This window comes from Stieleria neptunia, assembly GCF_007754155.1.
In the GTDB taxonomy this organism is placed as follows: domain Bacteria; phylum Planctomycetota; class Planctomycetia; order Pirellulales; family Pirellulaceae; genus Stieleria; species Stieleria neptunia.
In genome coordinates this window covers 10,950,637-10,975,817 of the sequence record NZ_CP037423.1, presented here as the reverse complement: position 1 = coordinate 10,975,817, position 25,181 = coordinate 10,950,637, and the positions used below count along the sequence as shown (strand labels likewise).

The 25,181-nt window shown below is 60.8% G+C and carries 18 protein-coding genes; 7 read left to right on the top strand and 11 right to left on the bottom strand.

Annotated features, from left to right (window positions below; all coding sequences use genetic code 11):
* Nucleotides 1–100: 100 nt before the first annotated feature.
* A complete protein-coding gene (locus Enr13x_RS37560) occupies nucleotides 101–1,246 on the bottom strand; it encodes a cysteine desulfurase family protein (RefSeq protein WP_145392023.1) in 1,146 nt (381 codons plus the stop codon).
* Nucleotides 1,247–1,894, bottom strand: a complete 648-nt coding sequence (locus Enr13x_RS37555; RefSeq protein WP_145392022.1) for a hypothetical protein — start codon at nucleotides 1,892–1,894, stop codon at nucleotides 1,247–1,249.
* A 143-nt stretch (nucleotides 1,895–2,037) separates the two neighbouring features.
* Between Enr13x_RS37555 and scpB the strand changes: the two genes are divergently transcribed.
* Nucleotides 2,038–2,808, top strand: coding sequence for an SMC-Scp complex subunit ScpB (gene scpB / locus Enr13x_RS37550; protein ID WP_231744015.1), 771 nt, complete (start codon nucleotides 2,038–2,040; stop codon nucleotides 2,806–2,808).
* Between the two features lie 108 nt (nucleotides 2,809–2,916).
* Here the strand turns inward: scpB and Enr13x_RS38725 are convergent, their stop codons facing one another.
* From Enr13x_RS38725 to Enr13x_RS37530, 4 genes are all read right to left on the bottom strand, one after another.
* Complete coding sequence (locus Enr13x_RS38725; RefSeq protein WP_197455666.1) at nucleotides 2,917–3,372, bottom strand: hypothetical protein; 456 nt, start codon at nucleotides 3,370–3,372, stop codon at nucleotides 2,917–2,919.
* Nucleotides 3,365–4,642 (bottom strand): glutamyl-tRNA reductase, encoded by a 1,278-nt coding sequence (gene hemA / locus Enr13x_RS37540; protein ID WP_145392021.1) that lies wholly within the window; start codon nucleotides 4,640–4,642, stop codon nucleotides 3,365–3,367. The genes Enr13x_RS38725 and hemA overlap by 8 nt, the downstream gene beginning before the upstream one ends.
* On the bottom strand, nucleotides 4,642–5,478 hold the full coding sequence (locus tag Enr13x_RS37535) for a cytochrome c biogenesis protein CcsA (RefSeq protein ID WP_197455665.1): 837 nt from the start codon (nucleotides 5,476–5,478) through the stop codon (nucleotides 4,642–4,644). Before Enr13x_RS37535 ends, hemA begins: the two co-directional genes overlap by 1 nt.
* A gap of 97 nt (nucleotides 5,479–5,575) precedes the next feature.
* Complete coding sequence (locus Enr13x_RS37530; RefSeq protein WP_145392019.1) at nucleotides 5,576–8,197, bottom strand: ComEC/Rec2 family competence protein; 2,622 nt, start codon at nucleotides 8,195–8,197, stop codon at nucleotides 5,576–5,578.
* Between the two features lie 133 nt (nucleotides 8,198–8,330).
* On the opposite strand from Enr13x_RS37530, the gene Enr13x_RS37525 reads away from it, so the two are divergent.
* A complete protein-coding gene (locus Enr13x_RS37525) occupies nucleotides 8,331–10,469 on the top strand; it encodes a prolyl oligopeptidase family serine peptidase (RefSeq protein WP_145392018.1) in 2,139 nt (712 codons plus the stop codon).
* Nucleotides 10,470–10,592: 123 nt separating this feature from the next.
* Nucleotides 10,593–12,278: a glycosyltransferase family 8 protein gene (locus Enr13x_RS37520; RefSeq protein WP_145392017.1), complete on the top strand. Its 1,686-nt coding sequence runs from the start codon at nucleotides 10,593–10,595 to the stop codon at nucleotides 12,276–12,278.
* A 259-nt stretch (nucleotides 12,279–12,537) separates the two neighbouring features.
* On the opposite strand, the gene Enr13x_RS37515 is transcribed toward Enr13x_RS37520, so the two are convergent.
* The gene (locus Enr13x_RS37515) at nucleotides 12,538–13,956 is read right to left on the bottom strand and encodes a di-heme oxidoredictase family protein (RefSeq protein ID WP_231744484.1); all 1,419 of its coding nucleotides are present in this window, start codon (nucleotides 13,954–13,956) and stop codon (nucleotides 12,538–12,540) included.
* Nucleotides 13,957–14,405: 449 nt separating this feature from the next.
* Between Enr13x_RS37515 and Enr13x_RS37510 the strand changes: the two genes are divergently transcribed.
* Nucleotides 14,406–15,806, top strand: a complete 1,401-nt coding sequence (locus Enr13x_RS37510) for a sialidase family protein (RefSeq protein ID WP_231744014.1) — start codon at nucleotides 14,406–14,408, stop codon at nucleotides 15,804–15,806.
* A gap of 49 nt (nucleotides 15,807–15,855) precedes the next feature.
* Here the strand turns inward: Enr13x_RS37510 and Enr13x_RS37505 are convergent, their stop codons facing one another.
* Together Enr13x_RS37505 and mntR are read right to left on the bottom strand one after the other, a co-directional pair.
* Complete coding sequence (locus Enr13x_RS37505) at nucleotides 15,856–16,848, bottom strand: MDR family oxidoreductase (RefSeq protein ID WP_145392014.1); 993 nt, start codon at nucleotides 16,846–16,848, stop codon at nucleotides 15,856–15,858.
* Nucleotides 16,849–17,281: 433 nt separating this feature from the next.
* Nucleotides 17,282–17,689: a manganese-binding transcriptional regulator MntR gene (mntR, locus tag Enr13x_RS37500; RefSeq protein ID WP_145392013.1), complete on the bottom strand. Its 408-nt coding sequence runs from the start codon at nucleotides 17,687–17,689 to the stop codon at nucleotides 17,282–17,284.
* Nucleotides 17,690–18,086: 397 nt separating this feature from the next.
* Here mntR and Enr13x_RS37495 point away from each other — a divergent pair, with 397 nt between their 5' ends.
* Nucleotides 18,087–19,199 (top strand): DUF1559 domain-containing protein, encoded by a 1,113-nt coding sequence (locus Enr13x_RS37495; RefSeq protein WP_231744483.1) that lies wholly within the window; start codon nucleotides 18,087–18,089, stop codon nucleotides 19,197–19,199.
* Nucleotides 19,196–19,543, top strand: a complete 348-nt coding sequence (locus Enr13x_RS37490) for a hypothetical protein (RefSeq protein ID WP_145392011.1) — start codon at nucleotides 19,196–19,198, stop codon at nucleotides 19,541–19,543. The genes Enr13x_RS37495 and Enr13x_RS37490 overlap by 4 nt, the downstream gene beginning before the upstream one ends.
* A 128-nt stretch (nucleotides 19,544–19,671) precedes the next feature.
* On the opposite strand, the gene Enr13x_RS37485 is transcribed toward Enr13x_RS37490, so the two are convergent.
* On the bottom strand, nucleotides 19,672–21,669 hold the full coding sequence (locus Enr13x_RS37485) for a hypothetical protein (RefSeq protein ID WP_145392010.1): 1,998 nt from the start codon (nucleotides 21,667–21,669) through the stop codon (nucleotides 19,672–19,674).
* Between the two features lie 657 nt (nucleotides 21,670–22,326).
* On the opposite strand from Enr13x_RS37485, the gene Enr13x_RS37480 reads away from it, so the two are divergent.
* Complete coding sequence (locus Enr13x_RS37480) at nucleotides 22,327–23,685, top strand: ammonium transporter (RefSeq protein ID WP_145392900.1); 1,359 nt, start codon at nucleotides 22,327–22,329, stop codon at nucleotides 23,683–23,685.
* Here Enr13x_RS37480 and Enr13x_RS37475 read toward each other — a convergent pair.
* Complete coding sequence (locus Enr13x_RS37475; protein WP_145392009.1) at nucleotides 23,648–25,099, bottom strand: MFS transporter; 1,452 nt, start codon at nucleotides 25,097–25,099, stop codon at nucleotides 23,648–23,650. The two genes, Enr13x_RS37480 and Enr13x_RS37475, sit on opposite strands and share 38 nt — an antisense overlap.
* Nucleotides 25,100–25,181: the final 82 nt, after the last annotated feature.

The window sequence follows — 25,181 nt, the reverse complement described above, 5'->3', positions numbered from 1 at the left end:
GGGAACAAATCGGATGGCGGTGCGGAGTTCACGTCCACCCCTATTTTACCCCATTGGAGACTTTTTCAAGTCAGTTTTCCACTTAGTTTTCCACAAAGTCTCAGGATCTTAACCTATTGTAAACACGGCAGATACGGTCAACCGATTCGGCGATTTCTTCATCGGTGGAAAACCGACTCAGACTGAACCGGATCGCACTCTCCACCGCCCATTCGGGGCAGCCCATCGCCAACAAAACGTGGCTCGGAGGGCTGCTTCCGCTGCTGCATGCCGATCCGCTACTGCAGGCCACCCCGGCGAAGTCCAACGCCATCAACATCGATTGCCGATCGGTGCCGGCAAAGGAAACGCAACTCGTTCCTGGCAAACGCTTTTCGTTCTGACCATGGATCAGCAACCCGGCGCACTCGCGGCGCAACGCGGCTTCGAATTGATCGCGTTGACTGACCATCCGCTGACACGCCACCGACTGCTTTTCCACAGCGATCTCGAGCGCTTTGGCCATCCCCAAAATCAGCGCGACCGGCTCGGTGCCCGGCCGGGTGACGAGCTGTTGTTCCCCACCATACAGCAGGGGGCGGAGCTTGATGCCGGCATCGATCCAAAGCGCCCCCACACCGGCTGGGCCGTGAAACTTGTGCGGTGTGATGGTGATCGCAGCGGCCGGGATCTGATTAACGGTGGCGGGAAGTTTGCCGATCGATTGGGTTGCGTCGACGTGCAACAATGCACCCGCCTGGCGACAGGCCTGGGCAATTTCGCCGATCGGTTGGACCACGCCGGTCTCGTTGTTAGCCGACATCACCGAGACGACCGCCTGGTCGGCATCAAGTGTGGCAAGGGTTTCCTGCAACACGTCCAGGCGGACGACGCCGTCGGGCGTGACCGGCAGAAAATGAACCCGACGGCCTTGTTGTTGGGCCAGCTGGGCAAACGCGATCACGCTGGCGTGTTCGATGCTGCTGACGATCAGTGGCGAATCCGGTGCGGCTAAACCCGCCAACGCCAGGTTGTTGGATTCGGTGCCGCCGCTGGTGGTGATCAACCGCGCCCCGCCGGGCAAGGACAGGTCGCTGCCCAAACAGGCGCCGATCCGCTGGATGGCGTCGTCCAGCCGGTCGCTGCTGGAGCGGCCGATGGCATGTTGGCTGGACGGGTTGGCCGGGCCACGCCGGAATTCGGCGGCGATCACGTCGGCGACCAACGGGTCGATCGCCGTGGTCGCATTGTTATCAAGATAAATCATTCACCCGCCGCTGCTGTGAAGATCAGCCAGTTCAGGGGAGGAGGGATAATCGCGAATCGCTTCGGCCAGCAATTCGTCGGCCAAAACCCCACGGTCGGCATCGCGAAGGTCTTTCACCAAACCCACGTATTGACCGATCAGCCAGCGATCGATCGCCGCGGTCAGCTCGGCGGCGTTGTCCTTGCCTGGCAAGGTCCGGGCCAATTGGAACAGTTCGGGAATCAGCACGTACAGTTCCCGTTCGGCCAACTGTTGAACGGTCGGCCAAAGCACCGAAGCCCGATTGGGATGGTCAGTATTCCAGCCGACCCAAAACGGACTGGCGGAATCTTGAATCCGCATTTCATCGGTCAGCAGCCCGGCGACGGCGGGCGTCGCCGAGGGGCCCCGGCTGAGGCTGACCAAGTGCCAGTGGGTCGGCTTCTTTCCCCTCGGAACCGCGATCCAGCCCTTGGCACGAAGCTGGCGTTGGACGGCGCCGGTCGTGTTTTTTCGCGTAATCGGCGTGATTTGGATGTGAAGAAACGGGATCTCGTAGAACGCGAAGTCACGCGTCTGAAAGTGGCTGGGCGCAAATTCGGTCCCCGAGACATTGCCCTTGATCGCGACGACGGCGGCGACCAAGAATAGGCTCAAAATCGTGCACACGATGATCAGCGAGCGGCGAGAGCCCCTGCGAGCACGACTCGAAGGGCGGGGCGAATTGGATGTAGAGACCGACGTGGACACGATGCCAACCATTGGGGATGTTTGGGCAAACCATCAAAGTACAGCATCCGCCATTTTATGCCATGTCTCGACCCACGTCCCTTCATCATTCACTGCGAAAGGTCTCCGCAGCCGGCGGTCGCCCCCTCACCGCCGCGCTGCCCGCCTACCCGGGGCCAGCCAAGCCGATGCGACGCCCCTACGGTGTGCTTTTGTCGAGTTCACCGGGGCCGGAGTCCGGGCCGCCGGGCGAAGGCCCCGACGACGAGTTTGCCGACGACGGTGACCCCACGATTCGCCGGATGCGGTTGGAAGCCGTTTTATTGCTCGCCAAAACGCCGCTGACCAGTCGCAAACTGGCCCAATTGGCTCACTTGGCGGATGGTACCGAGACTCGTACACTTGTCCGCCGCCTGAATCAAATCTACGACAACTTGGGCCGATCGATACGGATCGAGCAGGTGGCCGGGGGTTTTCGAATGTTAACCCGCGCCGCTTATGCCCCTTGGTTGGCCCGACTGGGACATTTACCTTCAGCGGTTCGGTTATCATCGCCGATGATGGAGACGCTGGCCGTTGTCGCGTACCGCGGTCCAGTTTCACGCGCCGATATCGAAGCAATTCGCGGTGTGGCCTGTGGTGAGTTGTTGCGGCAGCTGATGGAACGCGATTTAATTCGAATCTCCGGGCGCAGTGAAGAGCTCGGGCGACCCTATCTCTACGACACAACAAAGCAATTTTTACAACTTTTTGGACTTCCCTCCGGCGACGCGCTGCCGCCGATCAATTGGGAACCGTTACAAGAAGACGAAGAATTTGACCCAGAATCATTTGATCCAGAACACTCGACCTAAGCAGTTTCGACATCTACGAAGGAGTCAGTCGTGAGCCTTGTTGCTTTCGCATCGGTCACCCCAACCAACCGTTACGCGTCATTCCCAGTGTCACCGACCGGTCCAGTGTCACCGACGAATCATCTGGCCGATGATCTGTCGCTGTGGGTCGGCGTCGATCCGGCCATCGCTGGCCCGCGCGCTGAGATTCATGGCCCGCTCGCTGATCTCGCTGGCCCGTTCGCCGTGATCGAAGATGAAGAAGACGATCTGTACGAAGGAGACCATGACTTCGACGACGAGGACGATGACTGGGACGAACTCGACGACGACGAGGACGAGGACGATGACGATGACGATGACGAGGAGGACGAAGACGACGAGGAGGACGATGACTGGGAGGAAGTCGACGACGAGGACGAGGACGACGACGAAGAGGACTTCGGCGATGACGATGAAGAGGATGCGGAGGACTTCGACGACGACGAAGCCGATGACTGGGACGACGACGAAGACGACGACGACTGGGATGAGGGCGGAGACGACGACGACGAGGAGTGGGACTGAGCGGTCACGCTCAATCACCCAGCCGGAACAACTCTCGGAGCGCCTTGACCAATCCCTTTTGATGTCCCTCGGCCGCATCCTCTTTCAGCGACGAAAGCGGTGGATGCAGCAGCTTGTTGATCAAACGGTCGAGCGATTTTTCAATCTCTTTCTGCATCGCCGGTTCACCGCCCAACGCACGCAATTTGGGTAACAATCGCTCCAACTCGTCGTGCTTGATCTGTTGCGCGTGCTCGCGCAGGCGTTTGATCACCGGGCCGGTCGCCCGATGATTCAAATTGACCAACAACCGCTGCGTCTCCTCGGTGATGATCCGCTGCGCCTTGGGCCATTCCTTCTCCCGCTCGTGCCGATTCCGCTGGCAGGCCGCCTGCAAATCGTCGATCTGGTACAGATACAGGTTCGGAAACTCATCCAGTGCGGCGTCGAAATCGCGTGGCACGGCCAGGTCCAGCACCAATAGCACGCGGTCACGTCGCTGCGGACGAAGTTTTTCGTATTGCTGGTAGGTCAAAATCGGTTCGGTGGCCGCCGTGGTGCCCACCATCAAGTCGGCTTGCACCACTTGATCCAGCAAGGTTTCCCAGGGGGCGTACTGAATCGAGAACGATTCGGCTAACGTCTTGGCGCGTTCCAGCGAGCGGTTCAGCACCACCACATCGTCGGCGCCGGCTTGGATCAAGTAGCGAAGCGTTTCTTCGCCCATCTCGCCGGCACCGCAAATCAGCACCCGCTTGCCGACCAGCGAATCGAACACCTCGGGAACCACTTCGCCCACCGCCACGCTGGGAACGCTGACCCGCCGGCGGTGGATTTCGGTTTCGTTTTGCACCCGTTTGGCCGCGTGGTTGGCCGCTTGAAACACCGCGTGGGTGAGCGGACCGGCCGACCCCGATTGGCGGGCTAAATCGTAAGCCTGTTTGACCTGCGAAAGGATTTGTGATTCGCCGATCACCATGCTGTCCAAACTCGACGCCACCGTGAACAGGTGCTCGACCGCGTCGTGCCCGCTGCGATAAATCATCTGTTCGACCACGTCGTCGGCGGGCAGATGATGTTGTTCGGCGAGAAAACGGATCACCGCCTCGCGGTCCAGCTCGAACTCTTCGTCGGTCGTCGTGTACAACTCGGTCCGATTGCAGGTGCTCAACAGCACCAGTTCGCCCTTGGGATAACGCCGGCGAAATTCATCCAAGGCCGAATCGATTTGATTACCGGAAAAAGCGACCCGTTCGCGAAATTCGACGGCCGCGTCATGGTGGCTACAGCCGATCATCTGCAGCTTCATCAGCTCACCCCGTGGGAACTGAGGACGACGCCGACGAGCGCCAGGACCAGAAAGCCCAGACTGGCCAAGGTCATGTAAAACGCTTTCCGTCCGCGGCTGGCCGGCGTGTAGAGGTATTCGATCGCCGTGGCGGCCAAGAGCCACAGGAACAACGCCAGCGACAGCAATATGCCGCTGTCGGTCCAGTCGAATTGTTCGTGCTGATTCAAATTCATGATCGCGCCGGCGACGACGCCGATCGCGACCGCGGCGGTGCTGATCAGCAGCGTGCGGCGGTTGGCCCGATCAAGCGTCTCGAGCGTCGGCAATCGAAACATCCGTGACCCGGCGCGTTTGTGCTTCAGCCGCCAGGATTGCACCAGATACATCACGCCGGCCAAAAAACCGACCAGGACTGCACCGGTCCCGACCATCATCGCCACCCCATGGATGGAACGCCACGCGTTTGCCGTTTCCGTCCGCGAAAAACGCTCCCAACCGCCGACCCAGATCCCCAGCCCGATTGTCAGCAAAATCAGCGGCAAAAAGAAGAAACTGATGATCGTGTCGCTGCGGCGGATGTACGCGATGAAAAAACAAATCGCCAGCCCCAGGGCCAACAACAATGACCATTCCGCCCAACTGGATAGCAACCCGCGACCGTCCTCGATCGGCATGTCGATCGCCCGCAAGAATAGATAACTCACATGGGTGAACAACCCCAACCCCATCATCGTCAGCACCGCCGGCATCCGAAAGCGGAATTGACCGAAAAATCGCGTCAGCTCCAGCAGCAACGCCACCAAGTAACTGGTGAAAAAACAGGTGATAGAAATCTGGTGAAGGATTCCCAACACGGGCGATGTGGCTCCAAAAGCGGTCCCGACAAAACAACGACGCAGCCTGTCATGGTACACATCACCGTGAAAATGGCCAGAGTCAACCGCCGACCGTTCACCACGGGCTGACCAGCCACTTGCGGACGTCGATCTGACCGGAGCCATCCAGTCGCACCCGAATGGCGCCCTCGCGCGCCGTGATGTGAACGCCGCTGCCGGTCACCGACAACATCGCTTCCACCTCCGTCCGCGCCGCCCGACGACTGCCGCTGACGATCGTCTCCCGCGGACGAGCCCAGGCCAACACCACATCGGCGTCCATCGACAAACTGCCATGGTGCGGCGCCATCAACACGCCACCCGCCGTCGGACGGGGACGCGAAACCAGCGACTCGGTTCCCGGCGGCTCCAAATCACCCGGCAGAATCAATGCCCTGCCGCCATGATCGATTCGCAACACCAAACTGTTGGCGTTGTCGCTGCCGGCAATGCCCGCCCGCGGAGGATGCAGCACCGCCATGCCGGCTGCATCGATCAAGGCGTCCCGATCGTCGGCGGATACCTCACGCACCGCGATCCGATGACGCCGCACCGCCGAGCGGACGTCCGCCAGCGCCGCGTCGCTGCCGCCGAGCATCCCCGGCGGAGTGATCAACACGTCCACCGAAAACCGATCCAAGATCGCCGGCAACGCGTTGTAGTGATCCGCGTCGGCGTGGGACAGAAACACACCGTCCAATCCCGTCACCCCCAGCGACCACAGCGCGGTGTCGATGTCGCGGCTGGTGCCCAAACGGTTGCCCATCCGGCCGCAATCGTACAACCAAATCTTCTCATCGGGCGTCCGCACGATCACACTGGTGCCATGCCCGACGTCGATGAAGGTGGCTTCGATGGTGTCCGGCGGTAACGCCGCCACCCGCGTCGCAACCCAAAACATCAGCACGCCCCAGACCAGCACCCAGCCGCAACGAAACCATCTGGCCGGACGCGTTCGCCAGATCAACGATGCGGCCATCACGGCGTAAAACAACGCCACGCCGATCCCCGGTGGCGACGGCAGCCAGGCATGTCCGCGCGGCCACGTCGCTGTCCACTCGATGATCCACCACATGTAACGCAACGCCACGTGACAAACCGTCCCGGGGACCGCGCCCAACCACGAATGAACCGGATCGACGATCACCGTCAAAACGCCCGCCGGCAACGCCACCATCAATCCCGCCCACACCAACACGTTGGTCAACACGCTGACCAACGACACCAAATGAAATTGTGACCACACCAGCGGCAAACTGACGGCCGTCACACATCCGCTTAACCAAGCCATCTGTCCGACGAAACGCGCGACCGTTTTCAAGTTTCGCACCCATGAACTCGATGACGCTTCGACCATCGATTGAAAACCGGTCTCACGCTGCAATTCCAGTTCTGAACGCATCGACCCCGGCGCGATCGGTCGACCCGCCAACATCAACGTGATCACCGCCAAAAACGACAAGTGAACTCCGACCGCAAAGACGTTCATCGGATTGACCACGATCAACACCAACGCCGCCACTCCCAAGGTGTTGAGCGGTTGAGAGGTCCGCCGGACACAGGTCGACAGCAACAACATCGAGATCAGGATCGCCGCACGCATCACCGGCGGCCGCCCGCCGGTCACCGCGACATACAACGCACTGATCGCCACGATCACCACAAAGCGACTGGTCGGTTGAAGCCCCAGCGCCGAAACCACCCATGTCGCCACCAGCACCAAGATCGCCAGGTGCATGCCGCTGACCGACAGCAGATGGGCCGTGCCGGTCGCCAACAAGGCGTCACGGGTTTTCGGATCCACAAATTCCCGCTGCCCGATCACCAACGCCACCGCCAGCGGTCCGGTTTGATCATCGGTGTGACGCAGCAACGATTCACGCCCCCGCGTCGCGATCGATGCGACGGCCGACGCGATCGGGTTGGACGACGTTTCCAACAACGTGACTGCGCCGGCGTTCTTGGTCTCGATGCGGGCGTGAAGCCCACGGCGTCGATAGGCGGGTCGCAGATCGGGTTCACCCGGATTGGTCGGCCCTTCGAACGGATGCAACCATCCATAAATCTCCATCCGGTCGCCGGGCCGAAGCTCGCTCATGTCCCCGTCCACGTAAACCAACACCTTGCCGCCGATCGCTTCGAATCCGTCTTCGACACGCCGCTGCTGGAGATTCACGGTCAGCTGGCTTTGCCAAGGCGATTCCCCCTCGCCAAGCCGGCCAAACGAAACGGGGTTTCGCCGTAACGAAACCGTACGATCCAACGTTCCCCGGACAACGATCGGCTGGGCGGATTGATCGACCAAGGCAAGGATCGACGCGCTGCGAAACGAGGCTTCGCTCCAGGCGTGCAAGGTTCCAAAACAACATGTCCACAAGACCGCGTTGCATGTCCAGGTGACGGCCCTGGCCAATCCCTCCGAACCGGGCCGCGACGGTTGAAACACCCGATGAACCAGTTCCGGCAGCAGCCCCGCGACCATGCCGATCCACAACCAACGTGTCACGCTGGTCCAAAACGATTCATACCACAGTGCGTCGCCGATCACCCCGAGTGTTGCAAAGAAGCTGGCGATGACGAACGGAAACCGATGCAGGCTCGACGCCACACGTCCGCGGGGCGCGAACAAGTCCCGGTCGAATCGCTGACGCAGCAGCCATCGTCCCCGCAGCCATCGTCGCCTCCAAGCCGCGTTCACCCCGATTCGCTCCCATTAGCGTGCTTGCCAAAACCGTTAGAATAGGCAAGTCGAGACCGATAATGAAGTAGTCCGACACCCCCCGACAAGAACTTTCCATCGCCATGCCACTCCACTCGGGCAATCCACCGCCATGAATCATCCCTCGCGAGCGATCACTTCCTTCACCTTGCTGTTAGCTGCTGTTTCCGCCTTGAACGCTCAAGTTACCCCCACCACGTTGAAGTATCCCGTCACGAAACAGACGGAGGTTCGCGACTCGTATCATGGCATCCAGGTTGCCGATCCCTATCGCTGGCTCGAAGACACCGAGAGTGCGGAAACCGAAGCCTGGGTCACGGCCCAAAACGAAGTCACACAGGCCTACCTGAAATCGCTGCCGCAACGCGAACCGATGCGGCAACGGCTGGAAAAACTGTGGAACTACGAACGCTACACCATTCCCCGTCGTCGCGGCGACCGCTACTTCTATTCCCACAACGACGGGCTGCAAAACCAAAGCATCCTCTACAAGGCCGATTCGCTCTCGGCCGAACGTCAGGTGCTGATCGACCCGAACAAGCTCAGCGACGACGGCACGGTCGCGCTGGCCGGAACGGTGATCACCCGCGACGGTTCCTTGGTCGCGTATGGTTTGGCCGACGGGGGCAGCGATTGGCGGACCTGGAAAGTCCGCGATGTCGCGACCGGGAACGACCTGGAGGATGTGATTCGTTGGGTCAAGTTCAGCTCGATCGCTTGGCTACCCGACAACAGCGGTTTCTTCTATGCCCGCTACGATGAACCCGATGCCGGATCCGAACTGACCGGTACCAACGAAAACCAACGGCTGCACTTTCATCGTCTGGGAACCGACCAGAGCAAAGATCCGTTGATCCTGCAGCGGCCCGATCATCCCAAATGGGGCTTCTCTCCCGTTGTCACCGATGACGGGCGATACCTGGTGATCCAAAACTGGAAAGGCAGCGAGCCGAAGGGTCAGATCTTTGTCAAAGATCTCCGCGACGCCGATTCCGAAGTCACGCCGCTGATCACCGGATTCGATTTCGAATACGACTTCATCGCCTCGGTCGAGGACACGCTGTACTTCTTGACCGATCACCAGGCCCCGCGGCGACGCGTGATCGCCGTCGACGTCACGTCGCCGGAGCGCGAGAACTGGAAACAGGTGATCGGCGAGTCGAGTGATGTGATCGAATCGGTCAGCCTGTTCGGGCAAACGTTCTACGTCGATGCCCTCCGCGATGCCCGCAGCCACGTCAGCCGGTACGCGATCGACGGATCACCGATCGGCGATTTCGATCTGCCCGGTGTCGGAACCGTCAGCGGGTTCGGCGGTCGCCAAGACGCCACCGAGACGTTCTTTCGATTCACCAACTACGTTACACCGGGCGCGATCTATCGAGTCGACTTGACCGAAGCGACGCCCGCCAAGGCGACCTCATTGTGGCGGCAAAGCGAAATCGACATGGACTTGGATGCGTTCCTCACCGAGCAGGTGTTCTGCGAAAGCAAAGACGGCACGAAGATCCCGATCATCATCACCCGCCGCAAAGACAGCAAACTGGACGGCACCAATCAGACGCTGCTGTACGCCTACGGCGGTTTCAATGTTTCCTTGACGCCACTGTTCTCGCCCGCCAATGCCGCGTGGGTCGACGCCGGCGGCATCTACGCGGTGGCGAACCTCCGCGGCGGTGGTGAATACGGACGCGAGTGGCACGAGTCGGGCATGCGGCTGAACAAGCAAAACGTCTTCGATGATTTCATCGCGGCCGCCGAACACTTGATTGAGGCCGGATACACGACCAACCATCGATTGGGCATTCGCGGCGGCAGCAACGGCGGATTGCTGGTCGGCGCCGTGATGACCCAGCGGCCGGATTTGTTCGGTGCCTGCTTGCCGGCCGTCGGCGTCTTGGACATGCTCCGCTACCACAAGTTCACCATCGGATGGGCCTGGGTCACCGAATATGGCAGCAGCGATGAAGCGGACCAGATCGAGAATCTGTTGTCCTATTCACCGCTCCACAATCTCCAACCGGGCACGTGTTATCCGCCAACGCTGATCACCACCGCCGATCGTGACGACCGCGTCGTCCCCGGTCACAGTTTCAAATTCGCCGCGGCGCTGCAAGCGGCCCAGTCCTGTGACCATCCGACCCTGATCCGGATTGAAACCCGCGCCGGGCACGGGGCGGGCACACCGGTCAGCAAGCAGATCGACCAGTACGCCGACCTGTGGGCATTTTTGCAGGCAAATTTGAACTGACATTGCCGCCCGCTGGGTGCATTTGTTATCGGCAACCGTGGGATAGGCTTCCAGCCTGTCATTTCAGAATCGACAGGCAGGCAAGCCTCTCCCACTACCTCTCCCACGACCAAAAACGCGCCAATGGATTGCCCGCGGACACCCAGCGAATCGCTCCGGTTTGTTTACACGATCAACCGAGACTTCATCCCGTTTGCGCTGGTCAGCATCCTGTCGGTGATCCGGTCTCAGACTCGTCCCAGTGTGTTTCACATCGTTCACGACGGTGACGTGAGCGACATCGATCAAGTCGAAATCCGACAATGGATCGAAGCGAACGGTGCGTCGGTGGAGTTTCACCGCGTCGGCGACGACTTTCCCCGCCAGTTCGCCGCACACTCCAGCTGGGACGTCTCCGTTCTGTTTCGACTCGCCCTGCCACAGATTCTGCCGACGGACATCGATCGCGTGCTCTACTTGGACGGCGACACGCTGGTTCGCCGGCCGTTGGACGAACTCTTTGAACTCGGCTTGGGCGAATCCGGTTTGGCCGCGGTTCCCGAAGCCCATCCGGCGGTCATGCGACTCGGTTTGCCGCTCGATTCGGGCTACCTCAACAGCGGTGTGCTGGCCATCGACCTGTCCACGTGGCGAAACAACCGGACCAGCGAAACGATGCTCAAGCGGGTGATGCAAGATCCCGATCGTTGGGTCTATCCTGACCAAGACATCCTGGCGGTTCAGTTTGCCGGCCGCTGGACCCGACTTGCGCCCGAATTCAACGTCACGCATCGCTTCTTCGCCGGTCCCTCGTCGTTGCCGCTGCCGACGCCGGATCCGCACATCATTCATTTCAGCGGCCAGGGATCCAAGCCTTGGCAGACGTCGCGGCCGCATCCGTACGCCGATGAGTTTTGGGCGGTTGCCGAAGTCGTTCGCCAGGCCGGATTCGAGCTTCCCCATCGTCCGCAAAAGAAACGTCGTTGGTACCAACGCGGTCCGATCGCCGCCTATCGAAACCACCGTCGCGGGGTGCGCCAGCAGCGTCGTCAACGGGCGGAAGCCGAGCGGCAATCGCGACGCGCGATGCTGCAAGCACGCGACCGTGAAATGGTGATGCAATTCGCCAATGAAATGACCGTCCGACGCGGCCCCTTTGCCGGACTGCGTTACCCCGAAGCCTATTCACACGGCAGCACACTCGCACCGAAGTTGTTGGGAACCTACGAAGCCGAATTGCAACCGATCCTGGATCGTTTGCTGACCAAAGACTATCCGTTGATCGTCGATGTCGGCGGCGCCGAAGGGTATTACGCGATCGGTTGCGCGCTGCGCTGGCCGGACGCGGCCGTGATCGCCTATGAATTGCAACGCGAAGCCCGTGCCGCGATCGCCGAGATGGCGGCCGCCAACGGTGTGGCCGAACGCCTCGCCGTTCAAGCCGAATGCATGTTCGGCGATCTGTATGGCAAGCGCGGCCTGGTGATCTGTGACATCGAAGGCGGTGAAGCCGACTTGTTGGTCAACGATCATGCGGCCGAAGCCTTCGCCGATTGCGACTTCATCATCGAAACGCACGAGATGTTCCGACCGGGAATTTGCGAGCAGTTGCACGATCAATTCGCCGGCACGCATCAGGTGACGGTGATCGACGCGGTGTTGGACGACCAGCGTCCGGAGCACTGGTCGCTTCCCGAGCTGGCCAACTTAAGTGGCCCGCGGCAAGCCCAAGTGATCGGCGAACGCCGCGGCGGCCCGATGCAATGGCTGGTCTGTGAATCCAAAAACGACTTCCCCCGCCGCCAAGCGACCACCGCCCGCGCCGCGTGATCGCTTCTTCTCGCTCGTTTCGCAGAAAAGGGGGCAGGTCTGAATGTCACGGGCTTAAGTGTTGTTGTGCAGGCTTTAGCCGCCCAATGTCGCTGCGTCGCAGCGACCGGGAATCGCCTAAAGGCTAGACACCAACGGTTGCTGAAATCTCTCATCCGTTGTGGGTGGACTTCTTTCGGACGAGTGATAAAGCGTTTCCGATTTGTCGTCATCAGGTTCTATCAAGGCAGCACTTCGACGCTCGTCGATCAGCCGACGTTCAATTCAACGATGTCCTCAAGCTTGCTAAGAACGCAAGCAGCAGTTCCTGTTGATCTTCTTTCAGCCTGAAGAAATTGCGTTTGGATTCATCCGCTTCGCCGCCGTGCCATCGGACCGCATCGGTCAGGGTTTCGGCGCGTCCATCGTGGAGATAGGGTGCCGAATCCGCGACGCCCCATAGCGGCGGTGTCTTCCATTCCCGCTGCAGAGCATCCGATGAGAATTGATGTTGACCCTCCAGTCCAACTTGGTTGACAGGGTCGTGAGGAAATCGCGGTTGCTGCGGATAACCCATCGCAGTCGCTTGAGGCGTCGCGTCCGGAACAAAGGGGCTGGCAACTCTCGGGGCGGAACGCCTGCGATGGGGCGGCCCGCCGCGGGACGATGATCTCTCACCCCGGCGGTATCGATTCTGGTAGGGACTGGCAGGTGCGGCCGAATCAGTGCTGATTCGCTGGTGCGCAGGAGCCGGGAATGGATCTTGCAGCTCGGGGCCCATGTCGTGCAACAACAAATCGCTGAAAATGCCTCGCGCGGGCGGCAGATCCGCGACGTGACACGCTGCACATCCGACGGAGTGAAAAAGTTGTTCACCGCGGCGAGCGCGTTTGCGTTCTTCCAGAGACAGCAATCGTTTGGAGGGGGCTGGTAAGCCGGCGACGTAGCTCGTCAGATCCGCGACTTGCAGCGTTGAAATATCGGATGCCAAGCTCTGGTAATGGGGATCGGCTGGATCAGCGGCTTGTCGAGCGATGCCGGCCACGTTCAGCCCCAACTCTGTTGCGCAGGCTCCCGCAACAAAATCGGACAACGTGTTGACTTGGCCCCGCCAACCATACTTCCCGGCCACGCGGCCGGAGATGGTCCCACCGGACGATCGGATCTGGGAGAGCGAAATGGCGTTCAACCGATTGATGGAGATCCTCTCGATCTCTCCCATGCCATGCAGCGGCGGTGAGTTGCGCTGACTGAGGAAGTAATCGAACGCTCCATATCGTCCGGCCACCACCGGCTGTCTGGCGATTGCATCAACGGTCCGATCTTCAGGACTGAACCACTCTGGCGGTAAACCGTTGGGCACGCCAACGGACAAACGTTGACGGATGCCTTCATAGCCGGGCCGCGTGGAACGGTCATGAACAAGCGCGTTGAACGACAACGTGTGACCGGACACCAGGGCGGGAAAGAAATCCATCACTGAATTTCGCGAAGCTCCTCGACCACGACGATCAGTCGGCTGGTCAAAAAACGGCGAGCGAGGGTCAAGGGTGATCCAGGTCACGTTGTGATTCACACCCGATGCCCCACCGCCAGGATGACAGGCTGCGCAAGAGACGGCATTGTGCATCGGCCCCAGCCCATCGGCCGGATAGCCCAGCCCATCGGCCGGATAGCCCAGCCCATCGGCCGGGATCACGGACGTCAACGCTCGGCCCTTGTCACGGTGTTCAGGGTGGGGACCTCGCCCCATTCCTCGACCGCGTCCCCGATTGCTCCGCTGCGGCGTCCGACGCGTTGAATCAAATTCGGTGAATGGTGGTACACGATCCACAAACTCCCACTCCCGCTCAAACAACTCGCGACCCGTGATTGCATCCTGAGCGATTACTTTAGGGGCTATGATGAGGGTCAGGATCAGAACCCCAGCCGATCCGTAGCGATACTTGACAGCCATCAGACGATCCCCCGGCAGGATTCGAAAAGAGAAGCGAAAACGCGGCGCGGCAATCCCCACACATCCAATAAGGGTGAAAGCCGTCGTCAAATGCAACGCTCGCAGCAAAGATTGGATCCGAAAGGATGATTAGACTCTGGCGGCACGGGCCTTCGATCAACGCCCACGCCCAATTCAAACAAACGGTAGACATGCAAAACCGAAACCAGCTCCTCCGCCATGCGACCGCAGTCGCGATGGCATTCAGTTTCCTCGCCAGCCTGCTTCCGGGCTTCGCCGCAGCTCTGCAAGCCCAAACGGTGGATCCAAAATCCGTGCTGGGTGACATCACCATGCCGCCGCCCGAGGACGTGTCGCAGAATTTCCCCTACGGCATCACGGGCAAGACGCCGCCGTCGCTGACCAAAATCAATCACGAAGGTCAAAAGCCGTACCACAAACACCGCATCAATCTGAGGCTCTTTCAGGGATGCCCCCAAGTCGAAATCTCCGAGGGCGGCAGGCTCTGGGCAACCTGGTTCGGCTCCAACGTTCAAGCCGAGCGCGCGCCGTTCCACCAAGGCCAATTCTCGGTCATCTCGACCTCTGGAGACGACGGCAAGACTTGGAAAGAAGTGTTTGTCTTTGACCCGAGTGAGCTGCTTGGCGGGGGAGCATCTGACCCGATGCTGTGGAAAGATCCCAAGGGCAACGTCCGCTTTATCGGCTTGAGGAACATCGACTTCAAGGGGAAGGACGAATTCGCCACCTCGGCGTGGGAGTTTACAATGCTGGACCCTGAAAACGAACACACCGCTTGGACCGCGCCGCGGCTGCTCGGCAATAAAAACATCTCCGTCATGAAGCCGCTGCTGTTTCCTGACGGCACGATCATGCGCTCGATGGACGACTTCAAATTGGTCGGCAGCCGAGACAAGGTGAGAATCCGTTTTCTGAAAGAAGACGTCGACGGCACGCCGATCTTCGTGTCCGCACTCCCCGCCGACAACGACGCGGGATTTGCCGAGCAGATGCCCATCATCCGAAAAGACGGCAGCCTGTTGACGTTCTACCGCGCGAAGAACGGTCAGAAGTTTGCCGAATCCTTCGACGGTGGCAAGACCTGGAAACTGGGCGGTTACTACCCGATGCAGTTCTCGATCAACACGAAGTGCATCCTGAAAACACTCCCCTCAGGACGTGTCTTGTTGGTCGCCAACGATGTCCAGATGAAAGAAGAAAACGGTCGCAAACGATACGTCTATACCGACGAGCATGGAACAGAGCGCGATCTGGAAAAACACAAGACCGCGCGCACACGCATGACGGCCTACTTGAGTGACGACGACGGCAAGACGTTTACGCACCGAATGCTTTTGTGCGACGACGGTCAAATCAGCTATCCTTCGGCGACACTCGGTAAAGACGGCTCGATCTACATCGTCTACGACCAAGGGCGTGGTGTGATCGGCCAGCACACCATCTTTTTGTCAAAGATCACCGAAAAAGACATCCTTGCCGGCGAACTCGTCGATGGCAAAAGTTTTTTGAACAACATCGTCAGCCGCCCCAGCGACCAAGGCGGCGGCCGCCGCGAAGGTGACCGAATCTAAGCTCTGTCGGCAGTGCCGGCGCAACAGAACACGCCCGACCCCTTTTTCGTCAGGCGTTGACGTCGACGACGATGCGGCCCTTGACTTGGCCCTTCAGAATTTGATCGCCCAGCGACGGCACGACGGCCAAGTTGGCCTGCTGGATCATGCCGTCGAGTTTCTCCAGCGGCAGATCGGTGGCGAGTCGCTGCCATGCCCGGACGCGTCGTTGGTAAGGTTGCATCACACTGTCGATGCCCAGCAAGTTGACTCCGCGAAGCAGAAACGGGATCACGCTGGTCGGCAACGTGGCTCCGCCGGCGAGCCCGACCGCGGCGACCGACGCGCCGTATTTCAATTGACCGATCACCCGGGCCAACATGGCGCCGCCGACGGCATCGACACAGCCCGCCCAGGTCTCGGACTCGAGCGGCCGTTTCGACACGGTATCGATTTCTTCACGGGCGACGATCCGGTTGGCACCGAGTGAGGTCAAGTAGTCAGCGGCCTGCGGTCGGCCCGTCACGGCGGCGACGTCATAGCCGATGTTCGCCAAGATCGCCGTCGCAATCGAACCGACTCCGCCGGCCGCTCCGGTCACCAGCACTTCGCCCCGGTCCGGTTCCAAACCGTGGTCCTCCAACGCCACAATCGCGAGGATCGCGGCCAGGCCGGCCGTGCCGATCGCCATCGCCTGCTTGGTGGTCAGGCCGTCGGGCAGCGGCACCAGCCAATCCGCATCGACGCGAGCTTTTTGCGAATAGCCGCCCCAATGCGTCTCACCGACACGCCAGCCGGTCAACACGACCTTGTCGCCAGGCTTGTAGCGGGAATCGGAGGACGACTCGACCGTGCCGGCAAAGTCGATGCCCGGCACGTGGGGGTAACTGCGAACCAGACCGCCGCCGGCCCGCATGCACAGCCCGTCCTTGTAGTTCACCGTGGTGTACTCCACCGCGACCGTCACGTTGCCGGCGGGCAGTTGGTCCTCGGTCAACGTTTGCACCGCAGCGGAGACTTCGGAATCGCCTTGTTTATCGACGACGAGGGCTCTGAATGTCATAGGTCTTCCTGAATGGTGTTTGGATTTTTAATACAACGCGGCAGGGGCGCTGCGAATCTTGTGAGGGGATGACATCGGTACATACCCTCGCTCGCAGGCAACCCTTTCAGATTACCTTGTGAAGCATTTTTTCTTCGTGTTTTTTGAGGTTTTAGCGGCAGGGCGCGAGCCCTCCGGTTGTTCATCTCTGCCAAAACACCGGAGGGCTCGCGGGCTGTCGATTTTGTGAGCCGCGCGCCGCGTCAGCGGCCGGGCACTGCGACGCTGCCCGAGGCCTGACGGCCAGCGGCTCACCATTGACTCAGCAGATCCCGACTCAATCGACAGCCCGCTGGCGCCCTACCGCTAACCAATGCTTCACAGCGTCGCCTTTCCGATTGCTGACCCTTTCCCTGCCGGGTGCCTGATTCCCTGCCGAATGCCTGGCCGGTGGTCAGACCGGCCAACCCCGGTCCAAGACGCGTTTCATCGCGGCCAGCGTTTCCTTGCTGACGTGATGCTCGATGCCCTCGCTGTCGATCGCCGCCGTCTGGTCACTGACGCCCAGTTTCTTCAGAAACGCCTCGACGACCTCATGCCGCCGACGTGATTGCGAGGCAAGCCGTCTGCCCGCCGACGTCAATTCCACCGGTTGATAGGGCGCCGTCGTCACCAGGCCGTCGCGCTGGAGCCGCTTGATCGTGTTGTTGACCGTCGCGTGCGTCACCGCAAAGTGCTTGACCAAATCGACGGCTCGACAAATTCCCCGTTGCTCGATCGCATCGGCGATCGCCTCCACGTAGTCCTCCGCGACTTCGCTGGCATGGTCCGAACGGGTCCGTTGATGAATCTTATTGGGCAACTTCGCGACCCTTCCGCGGCGGTGAAAGGCGATGACATTCCCGCTAAGCAAATCCACAGCAACCTCGCTGACACGCCGCATCGATGTCTCGGAAAACAACATAGTTTAACGCCAAATCGGTTTCGCACCTGTCCGGTTGCGGCAGGCCTTGCGTGGATTCGAAAGAAACTCTATCGTGACCGCACACCCGAAGTTAGCTCCGGCTAACTTCAGGGCGAAAACCCCCGTCCCCACTCCCGGGATCTCCCCTGCGATCGTTTCGCGACACCCCTTCACCCGGCACCTAAACTTAGCCCAGGCTAACTCACTTCGTCACACGCACCGCAGGAATTTAACCTTGAACACTTCATCCGTTTCCCTCTGCCACCGCCGCAGACGGCCAGTGCGGCTCGGGCCAGTGCGGCTCGGGCCAGTGCGGCTCGAGCCAGTGCGGCTCGAGCCAGTGCGGCCCCGTGGATTTACCTTGATCGAACTGCTGGTCGCGATCTCGATCATCGGCGTCATGGTGGGGCTGCTGTTGCCGGCCGTTCAGGCATCGCGTGAAGCCGCCCGGCGGATGTCCTGCAGCAACAACCTGCGTCAAGTCGGACTGGCGGCCCAGAATTATCATGCGGCGTTTCGACAGTTCCCGCCCGGCTACGTCTCGCACCCCACGACCGACGGTTCCGCGCCGACGGTGGTCAACCTGGACCCGCTGACCTGGGACGCCGGGCCGGGCTGGGGATGGGCCTCGGCGCTGCTGCCGTTTGCCGAAGGCAACTCGGTGTTCGACAGCCTGCGGATGGAGCAACCGATCTGGTCGAGCGGCAACGCCGACGCCATCTCGTCAACGATCCCGATCTTTCTGTGCCCGAGCACCACCGGTGGCGACGAACCGTTTGTGGTTCGCAACGAGTCCGGTGATCCGCTACGGATCAGCGGCCGGGAAATCGTGCTGGGGCGCAGCCACTACGTCGCCAGCCACGGCCAGGAGAGTTGTTGGGGCGAATGCGGATCCGCCGCGACGGGCGAAGTGTTTACCAACATCTACACCGGCCAAACGAAGATCGTTGCGATCAACGGCGATGCGGGGCGAGTCGCCGACGGGCCGTTCTTCCGCAACTCCAAGACAAGATTTCGAGACGTGTTGGACGGGCTCAGCAGCACGATCTTCTTCGGCGAACACAGTTCGGCGCTGAGCGAAAAAACGTGGGTCGGCGTCGTCCCGGGCGCGTTCACGCACCCCCAATTTTCGTCACCGGAAAACGGCCCCGACGCGGCCGCCACGCTGACGCTGGTGCACGCCGGCCCGTCCGGCGGCGAGCTGGATATCACCGGAAACCCGATCATTCACCCGATCAATTTCCCGACCTACCACGTCGGCCAGATGTTCTCGCAACACCCCGGCGGCGGCTATGTGGCGATGGGTGATGGATCGGTCCAATTCGTGACCAACTTCATCGATCTGTTCATCTGGGCAGAGCTATCGAGCATTCGGGAACACGAAGTCATCGAGTGGGATCAACTGTGAAACAATCCAAACACACCCAGACGTCAACGCGATACCGCAACGTGGGTCTGGCGCTCGCCGCGCTCGCCTGTGCCGCGTCGCTGTGGTACTTCAGCCGTTCGCCGGTGCAACTGGATGCCGACGGCTACGATCTGACGATCGCGCTCTATCGCGTTTGCAATCAGCGTGATGCGGATGCGTTGCAGGAGATCGAAAGCCGGCTGAGCGAGATGGCCGCCGCCCAACCGCAGGGCGATCATCAACGCGAAGCGCTCGACGAGGTCATCCGGGAAGCGCGGCAAGGGAACTGGCGTGACGCCATGATCACCTGCCGAACGTTGCTGGACGATCAGGTGCATTATTGAAGTGGAGTCACCTTCCCATGGGGCATTGGTCGCTCTACATCTTGCGTCACCCTCCCTGGCAGGGAGGGTGACTTCAAGTCTTGCAACTTCAAGAAGGCACGAGTTCCAACGCCGGGGCAGACGACCGCTCACACCCGGCGAATGAACTCTTCGGCATACGAGCGGACTTCGCGACCGTTGAGGACATGGACCATCCGCAACTGTTGGACTTGTTCGTCGCTGAAGGAACTGAGCGGGACGTGGACGAGAGTTTTTTTGTAGTGCCGGGCCAGTTTTCGCCATCCGCCACCGGGCGGCAGGGCGCTGAGCAAAGCGACTTGGCGGCCGCCGGCGTGCATGCAAGCCGCGGCGATCAAGCGTTCTTCCAGCGTGCCCGCGAAATCAAGTCGCCGATCGCCCCAGATGTCGGCAATCATCACCGGCGGGTACAAGAACATCGCCCCGCCGTAGCGGCTGAGCCCGATGCCGGGGCCGACCATTTCATCGGCAAAGCTGGTGGCATAGAACGCCAACGTGGATTCATCCTTGTGTTCGGCGAACCACGTGGTCCGCCAAGGGTAATCGCGTGGATCCGAGGGTGAATCGAACAGCATGACACAGGCGTCCAGCGTGCCGCGGCTGGGCGGGATGACTTTGACGTAGATCTGACGATCGTACCAGTGACGTAGCGTGTCGCGGATGTCGATGCCGTCTTTGACGCTGGTGGTGAATTTTTCGGTGCGTGCCAAATCGTTTCCGATGATCGCCTTGGCCCGATCAAAGACACGGGTGCGAAAGTTTTCGATCCGTTCGTCTTCGGGTGGATAACTGCACTGGGTAAACGGATTCCATTGGTACTTCCAGCGGCTCTTTTCCGGTGACGAGGGTTTACGTTTCAGTTGCAAGGTCCGCCAACAGATCGGCGGCCCCGGCAATCGATTGACCATCGAGATCAGGTCACCGTCGGGCAGACGGGCCTGATCGATCCCCAACTTGACCTCGTCCAGTTCGGTAGGCGCCGAGTCGTCTTCGGACACATTGGCATAGGAATACTGGTTGGCCAACTGCGCGACGTGCAGCGCGTATTGATCGCCCATGATCTGCTGGGCCGCGGTGACGATCGTGATCAGATCGGGCGTCATCCGCCGCGACATCAACGAAAGGTTGCGGATGTACTGCAGGCACTTGGAAAGGTGCAGCGGCGTGATGCGTCGGGCGAACTGTTTTAATTCGGCTCGGTAGCTGATCCGCGCCGCAATCAACAGTTCTTTCACGCCATCAATTTGAAGATCCTCGTCTTCTTCCAGTTCGCTGCGGGCGCGCTCATACAACCCGGTGATGTAGGGCAATTCGCCGAACAGAAACATCAAGGTCCGCGGATCGATGGCGTACCGCCGCGGTTCCTGGACGGCATCATGTTGCGGAAAATCGAATTGGTCGGACGACTCGCTCTTGTCGGCCGGCCGAGCGGCAAAGGATTCGGTGTAGGCTTCGCGAATCCACGGCCAATTCAAAATGCTGGTCACGAACAAGATTCGGTCATAGCGTTTTTCCAGCTCGGCCAGCCGATACGCCATGTGCACGATCCGCGATCGTGTCTGGCGATCCGGCGGCCGCGGCAGACTGGGTAGCACCGCGGCGGCGAATCGCTCCGCGGCGACCTGGCGGACGGCAAACGGATCGGGCATGACCGAGGAAAACGGCAGAAACGGATCCGTTTCCAGATCCACATACGCCCGCGGAATGTGTTCCCCCATCGCGGCCCGGATGGCCATGATGACGGGTTGGCAGGGATCGATCGGAACGTAGCTGGCGGGATCGGAATCGGCGTCACCGCCATCGCAGCTCTCCCCGGCATCGGGGTCGTAGGGGGCAAAGCCTGACTCGAGATCCGGACGGGTAAAACCCGCACCGGGTTTTTGGATCACGATCGAGGGCCGTGGCAAATCCAAGATCGCCGCCTCGGTGCTCTCGCGAAACGATTCCGGCAACGGCACCGCCACGCAATCAAAATCCTGTTCCAACATCCAGCGACGCACCGTCAGCGCGAATTGGCCGCTGCCATGAATGACCGGCAAGACGGCAATCGATTCCCCCAGCCGAAGGAGTGCGGGCGGACTAAATTTGGGTTCACTTTCTAAGTTCATGAAATCAGGGCTTGCGGCCCCCTACCGCGACGCATATGCTTCCATCGCTCCAGGTTGCGAGCGAATTATCACCGCAACGATGGCACGGATTCGTGCCGCGGTATCGCAACTTGGTATTTTTGGCTTGCGATTGCTTGCCAGTTTAACAGTTATTTTTGGAAACGCAGGTGTTCATTCCCACCTGCGTTTTCTTTTTGCCGGTTGCGAACAGGTACGACGTCCTTTCTAGGTCGTCGTCGGGCGTCCAACGGACGACGGTCCGGAAGGGCCATCGTACTCGGGGAAGCGGTCGCCTTGAGCTGGCGGCTTTTCCGCTCCGCCCACACTCCGATAGCGGCGTTTCGCAGTTCGACGTATTCTAACCGCTGCGCGACTGTCACGGAGCGAAGCAATTTCCCCCTCCCGTCGCGGATGGATGATTCGGTTCTCGACCGCCAAAGACCTTCTCGGGCATTCCCCGTCGGCGCACCCCAACGCCGGCCGCTCGGCCCTTTCGGCGGAACGAGAAAGGCGGCCGAACGCATCGATCCGACGACCGCTGCTGCCTTGCGTTTCAGTCACCCGACAAGTCCTTTTCTCAACGAGGTGATAGCTGTGAGTAGGTGGAGACTTTGGTTTGCGATCTCGATCCTGGGATCGCTTTTTCTGCTCGGCCCGATGGGTGCCGCGCCGGCCCAGGAGGCGACGGAAACAACCGCGTCGCCGGCGGGCCTGACCGACGGACAAATCGAAGACGGGCCGCTGGCCGCCCACAATGCGTGGATGCTGATCTGCTGCGCGCTGGTTCTGTTCATGACCGCGCCGGGCCTGGCCATGTTCTACGGCGGCCTGGTCCGCCGCAAGAACGTGTTGAGCGTGATGATGCAGTGCATCTTCCTGATGGGACTGATGACGGTGATCTGGTCGATCTATGGCTATTCGCTCGCCTTCGGCGGCTCCGGCGGCTGGATCGGCAACACCGATTACCTGTTCATGAACGGGGTGCAACGGGAATGGAGTGAAGCCCTCGGCAAGCCGGTCACACCGATGGAAGGCAGCATTCCGCGGCTGACGCACATGCTGTTTCAAGGCATGTTCTTCATCATCACCCCCGCCCTGATCTGCGGGGCATTCGCCGAACGGATCAAATTCAGCGCGATGGTGATCTACTCGATCCTGTGGGGCACGCTGATCTATTGCCCACTTTGCCATTGGGTCTGGGACGGCGGACCGCTGGCCTATGGCGAAGGCAGCATCATGGGCGGCGCGCTCGATTTCGCCGGCGGCACCGTCGTTCATATCTCCAGCGGCGTGTCCGCGTTGGTCGCCGCGATCCTGATCGGACCGCGGATGGGATTCCCCAACGAACCCTTCCAGCCACACAACCTGACCTACACCGCGCTCGGTGCGGCGATGCTGTGGGTCGGCTGGTTCGGATTCAACGCCGGCAGCGAATTGCTGAGCGATGGGGTCACCAGCAGCGCGTTCGCGGTCACCCACTTTTCGGCCGCCGCCGGCGCATTCGCCTGGGCCATGACCGAGTGGATCGTGCTCGGCAAACCCACCGTCCTGGGCGCCAGCAGTGGTGCCGTTGCGGGATTGGTGTGCATCACACCGGCTGCAGGATTTGTCCAACCCATGCCGGCCCTGGTGATGGGGCTGGCCGCTGGGATCCTCTGCTATCTGGCGTGCAGCAAGCTGAAGCACACGCTGAAGTACGACGATGCACTCGATGCCTTTGGCGTCCACGGCGTCGGCGGAACACTCGGCGCCGTTTTGACGGGCGTGTTCGCCAGTCGCGCGTGCGTGGATGTTAGCGGAAACGGCACCAAGGTCGGGCTGCTCGAATCCGGCAGCCCCGCACTGCTGATCGGCCAGATCGTTGCGGTCCTGATCACGTTCGCCTTCGCAGCGATCGGAAGCCTGATCTTGCTCAAGCTGATCGACATCGTCATCGGGCTTCGCGTTCCGGCCGAGAGCGAGCAACGCGGACTGGACATCACCGATCACGGTGAAGAGGGCTATATGTTCGCGTAGGACCGACGACACGAAACAGCATGCCGATCGCGGCGGTGACCAACAGGGTCGCCGCCGCGATTTTTTGCGCCGTGCCCACGCCATCGCCGACTCCTGCAGCGACACCGTCGTGCGTCCCACCGACACCGAGTGACTCGGCCACGCTGCCCCACAAAAACGAACCGGTGGACATCGACAGTGCCAGCGCCGTCAAGTAACAACTCATCCCCCGCGCCCGCATCCGACTGGGCAACGTGATTTGTGCGGCCGTGTTCAGGGTCGTCAGTGTGACCATCCAGCCGCACCCCATCACCAACGTCGCGATCACCACCACCCAGCGCTGGGTCGAAGACGCTATCACCGCCAGTCCGCCAGCGAACACCAACATCGCCAGGGCGATGGTTGCGTCGCCGCCGAAACGCCGCTGCAACACGGGCAAGAAACGCGCCGCGATCAACGCCCCGCCACCGACACAGGTGACCAACACCCCAAACCCGTCGGCCCCCCAATCCAATCGCTGACGCGCCACCAACGGCAACAGCCCCCACAGCGCGCTGGCCGGTACGACAAACAAGCAGAGCCGAACCAAGACGTGTCGCATTTGGTGATTGCGGTAAACGTAACGCAGCCCCTGGTACAAGGATTTTCGATACGACAATCCACGCGACGATTCGCGGCCCTGACGCCGCCACATCAACAACACCACGATCACGCCGGCAAACGAGATCGCATTGAAGGAGAACGCGATCCAGGATCCCGCGATGGCGACCAACGCACCCGCGATCGCCGGACCGGCTGACCGAGCCAAATTAAAATTGATGCTGCCCAAGGCGATCGCGCGCGACAACTGCGGCCGTGGCACCAACTCGGGAATCGACGCCTGCCAGGTGGGGACGTGCAACGTCAGCCCCAACCCGATCAAGAACGTCAGTCCCAGCAACAGCCAGCTGGTCATCACGCCGGCCGCGGTCAACGCCGCCAAGCTCGCCGCGGTCAACAGCATCAGCACCTGGGTGGCCAACAACAATCGTCGTCGATCGACCCGATCAGCCAGCGCGCCGGCGGGAATCGCCAGCAACACGATCGGCGTCGCCATCGCCGTCCGCACGGCTGAGACCATTTGCGGCGAAGCGTCCAAGTCGGTCATCAACCAGCCCGCGCCGATTTCGTGCATCCACGTGCCGACGTTGGAAACGAACGACGCGATCCAAAACGAGCGATAGATAGGATTGCGCAGCGGCAACCAGGGCGAGCCGTTGTCATCACCGCCCCCGCCAAGACTCTGTCGCGCCCCACCCACGGTCGATCCGGAGTGCCGATCGCCCGGTCGGACAGCTTCAACCACCGGCGTCTGCGCCGACACCCCCGTCGCCTGATTGACGACCTGAGGATAGGGTTCGGAGAACTCGTTCGTTTCGTTTCGCACGTCTTCCATCACTACACCATCGCACCAGATCAAATTTCCGAACAGGGGCCCAAACAGGGGCCCGCCAACCGATAACCCCGCCGACCACTCC

What these genes read in the sequence shown, in the direction of transcription:
- Enr13x_RS37560 (WP_145392023.1), bottom strand. Translation starts at nt 1,246, where the DNA reads ATGATTTATCTTGATAACAATGCGACCACGGCGATCGACCCGTTGGTC.
- scpB (WP_231744015.1), top strand. Translation starts at nt 2,038, where the DNA reads ATGTCTCGACCCACGTCCCTTCATCATTCACTGCGAAAGGTCTCCGCA.
- hemA (WP_145392021.1), bottom strand. Translation starts at nt 4,642, where the DNA reads ATGAAGCTGCAGATGATCGGCTGTAGCCACCATGACGCGGCCGTCGAA.
- Enr13x_RS37525 (WP_145392018.1), top strand. Translation starts at nt 8,331, where the DNA reads ATGAATCATCCCTCGCGAGCGATCACTTCCTTCACCTTGCTGTTAGCT.
- Enr13x_RS37520 (WP_145392017.1), top strand. Translation starts at nt 10,593, where the DNA reads ATGGATTGCCCGCGGACACCCAGCGAATCGCTCCGGTTTGTTTACACG.
- Enr13x_RS37510 (WP_231744014.1), top strand. Translation starts at nt 14,406, where the DNA reads ATGCAAAACCGAAACCAGCTCCTCCGCCATGCGACCGCAGTCGCGATG.
- Enr13x_RS37505 (WP_145392014.1), bottom strand. Translation starts at nt 16,848, where the DNA reads ATGACATTCAGAGCCCTCGTCGTCGATAAACAAGGCGATTCCGAAGTC.
- Enr13x_RS37485 (WP_145392010.1), bottom strand. Translation starts at nt 21,669, where the DNA reads ATGAACTTAGAAAGTGAACCCAAATTTAGTCCGCCCGCACTCCTTCGG.
- Enr13x_RS37480 (WP_145392900.1), top strand. Translation starts at nt 22,327, where the DNA reads ATGGGTGCCGCGCCGGCCCAGGAGGCGACGGAAACAACCGCGTCGCCG.
- Enr13x_RS37475 (WP_145392009.1), bottom strand. Translation starts at nt 25,099, where the DNA reads ATGGAAGACGTGCGAAACGAAACGAACGAGTTCTCCGAACCCTATCCT.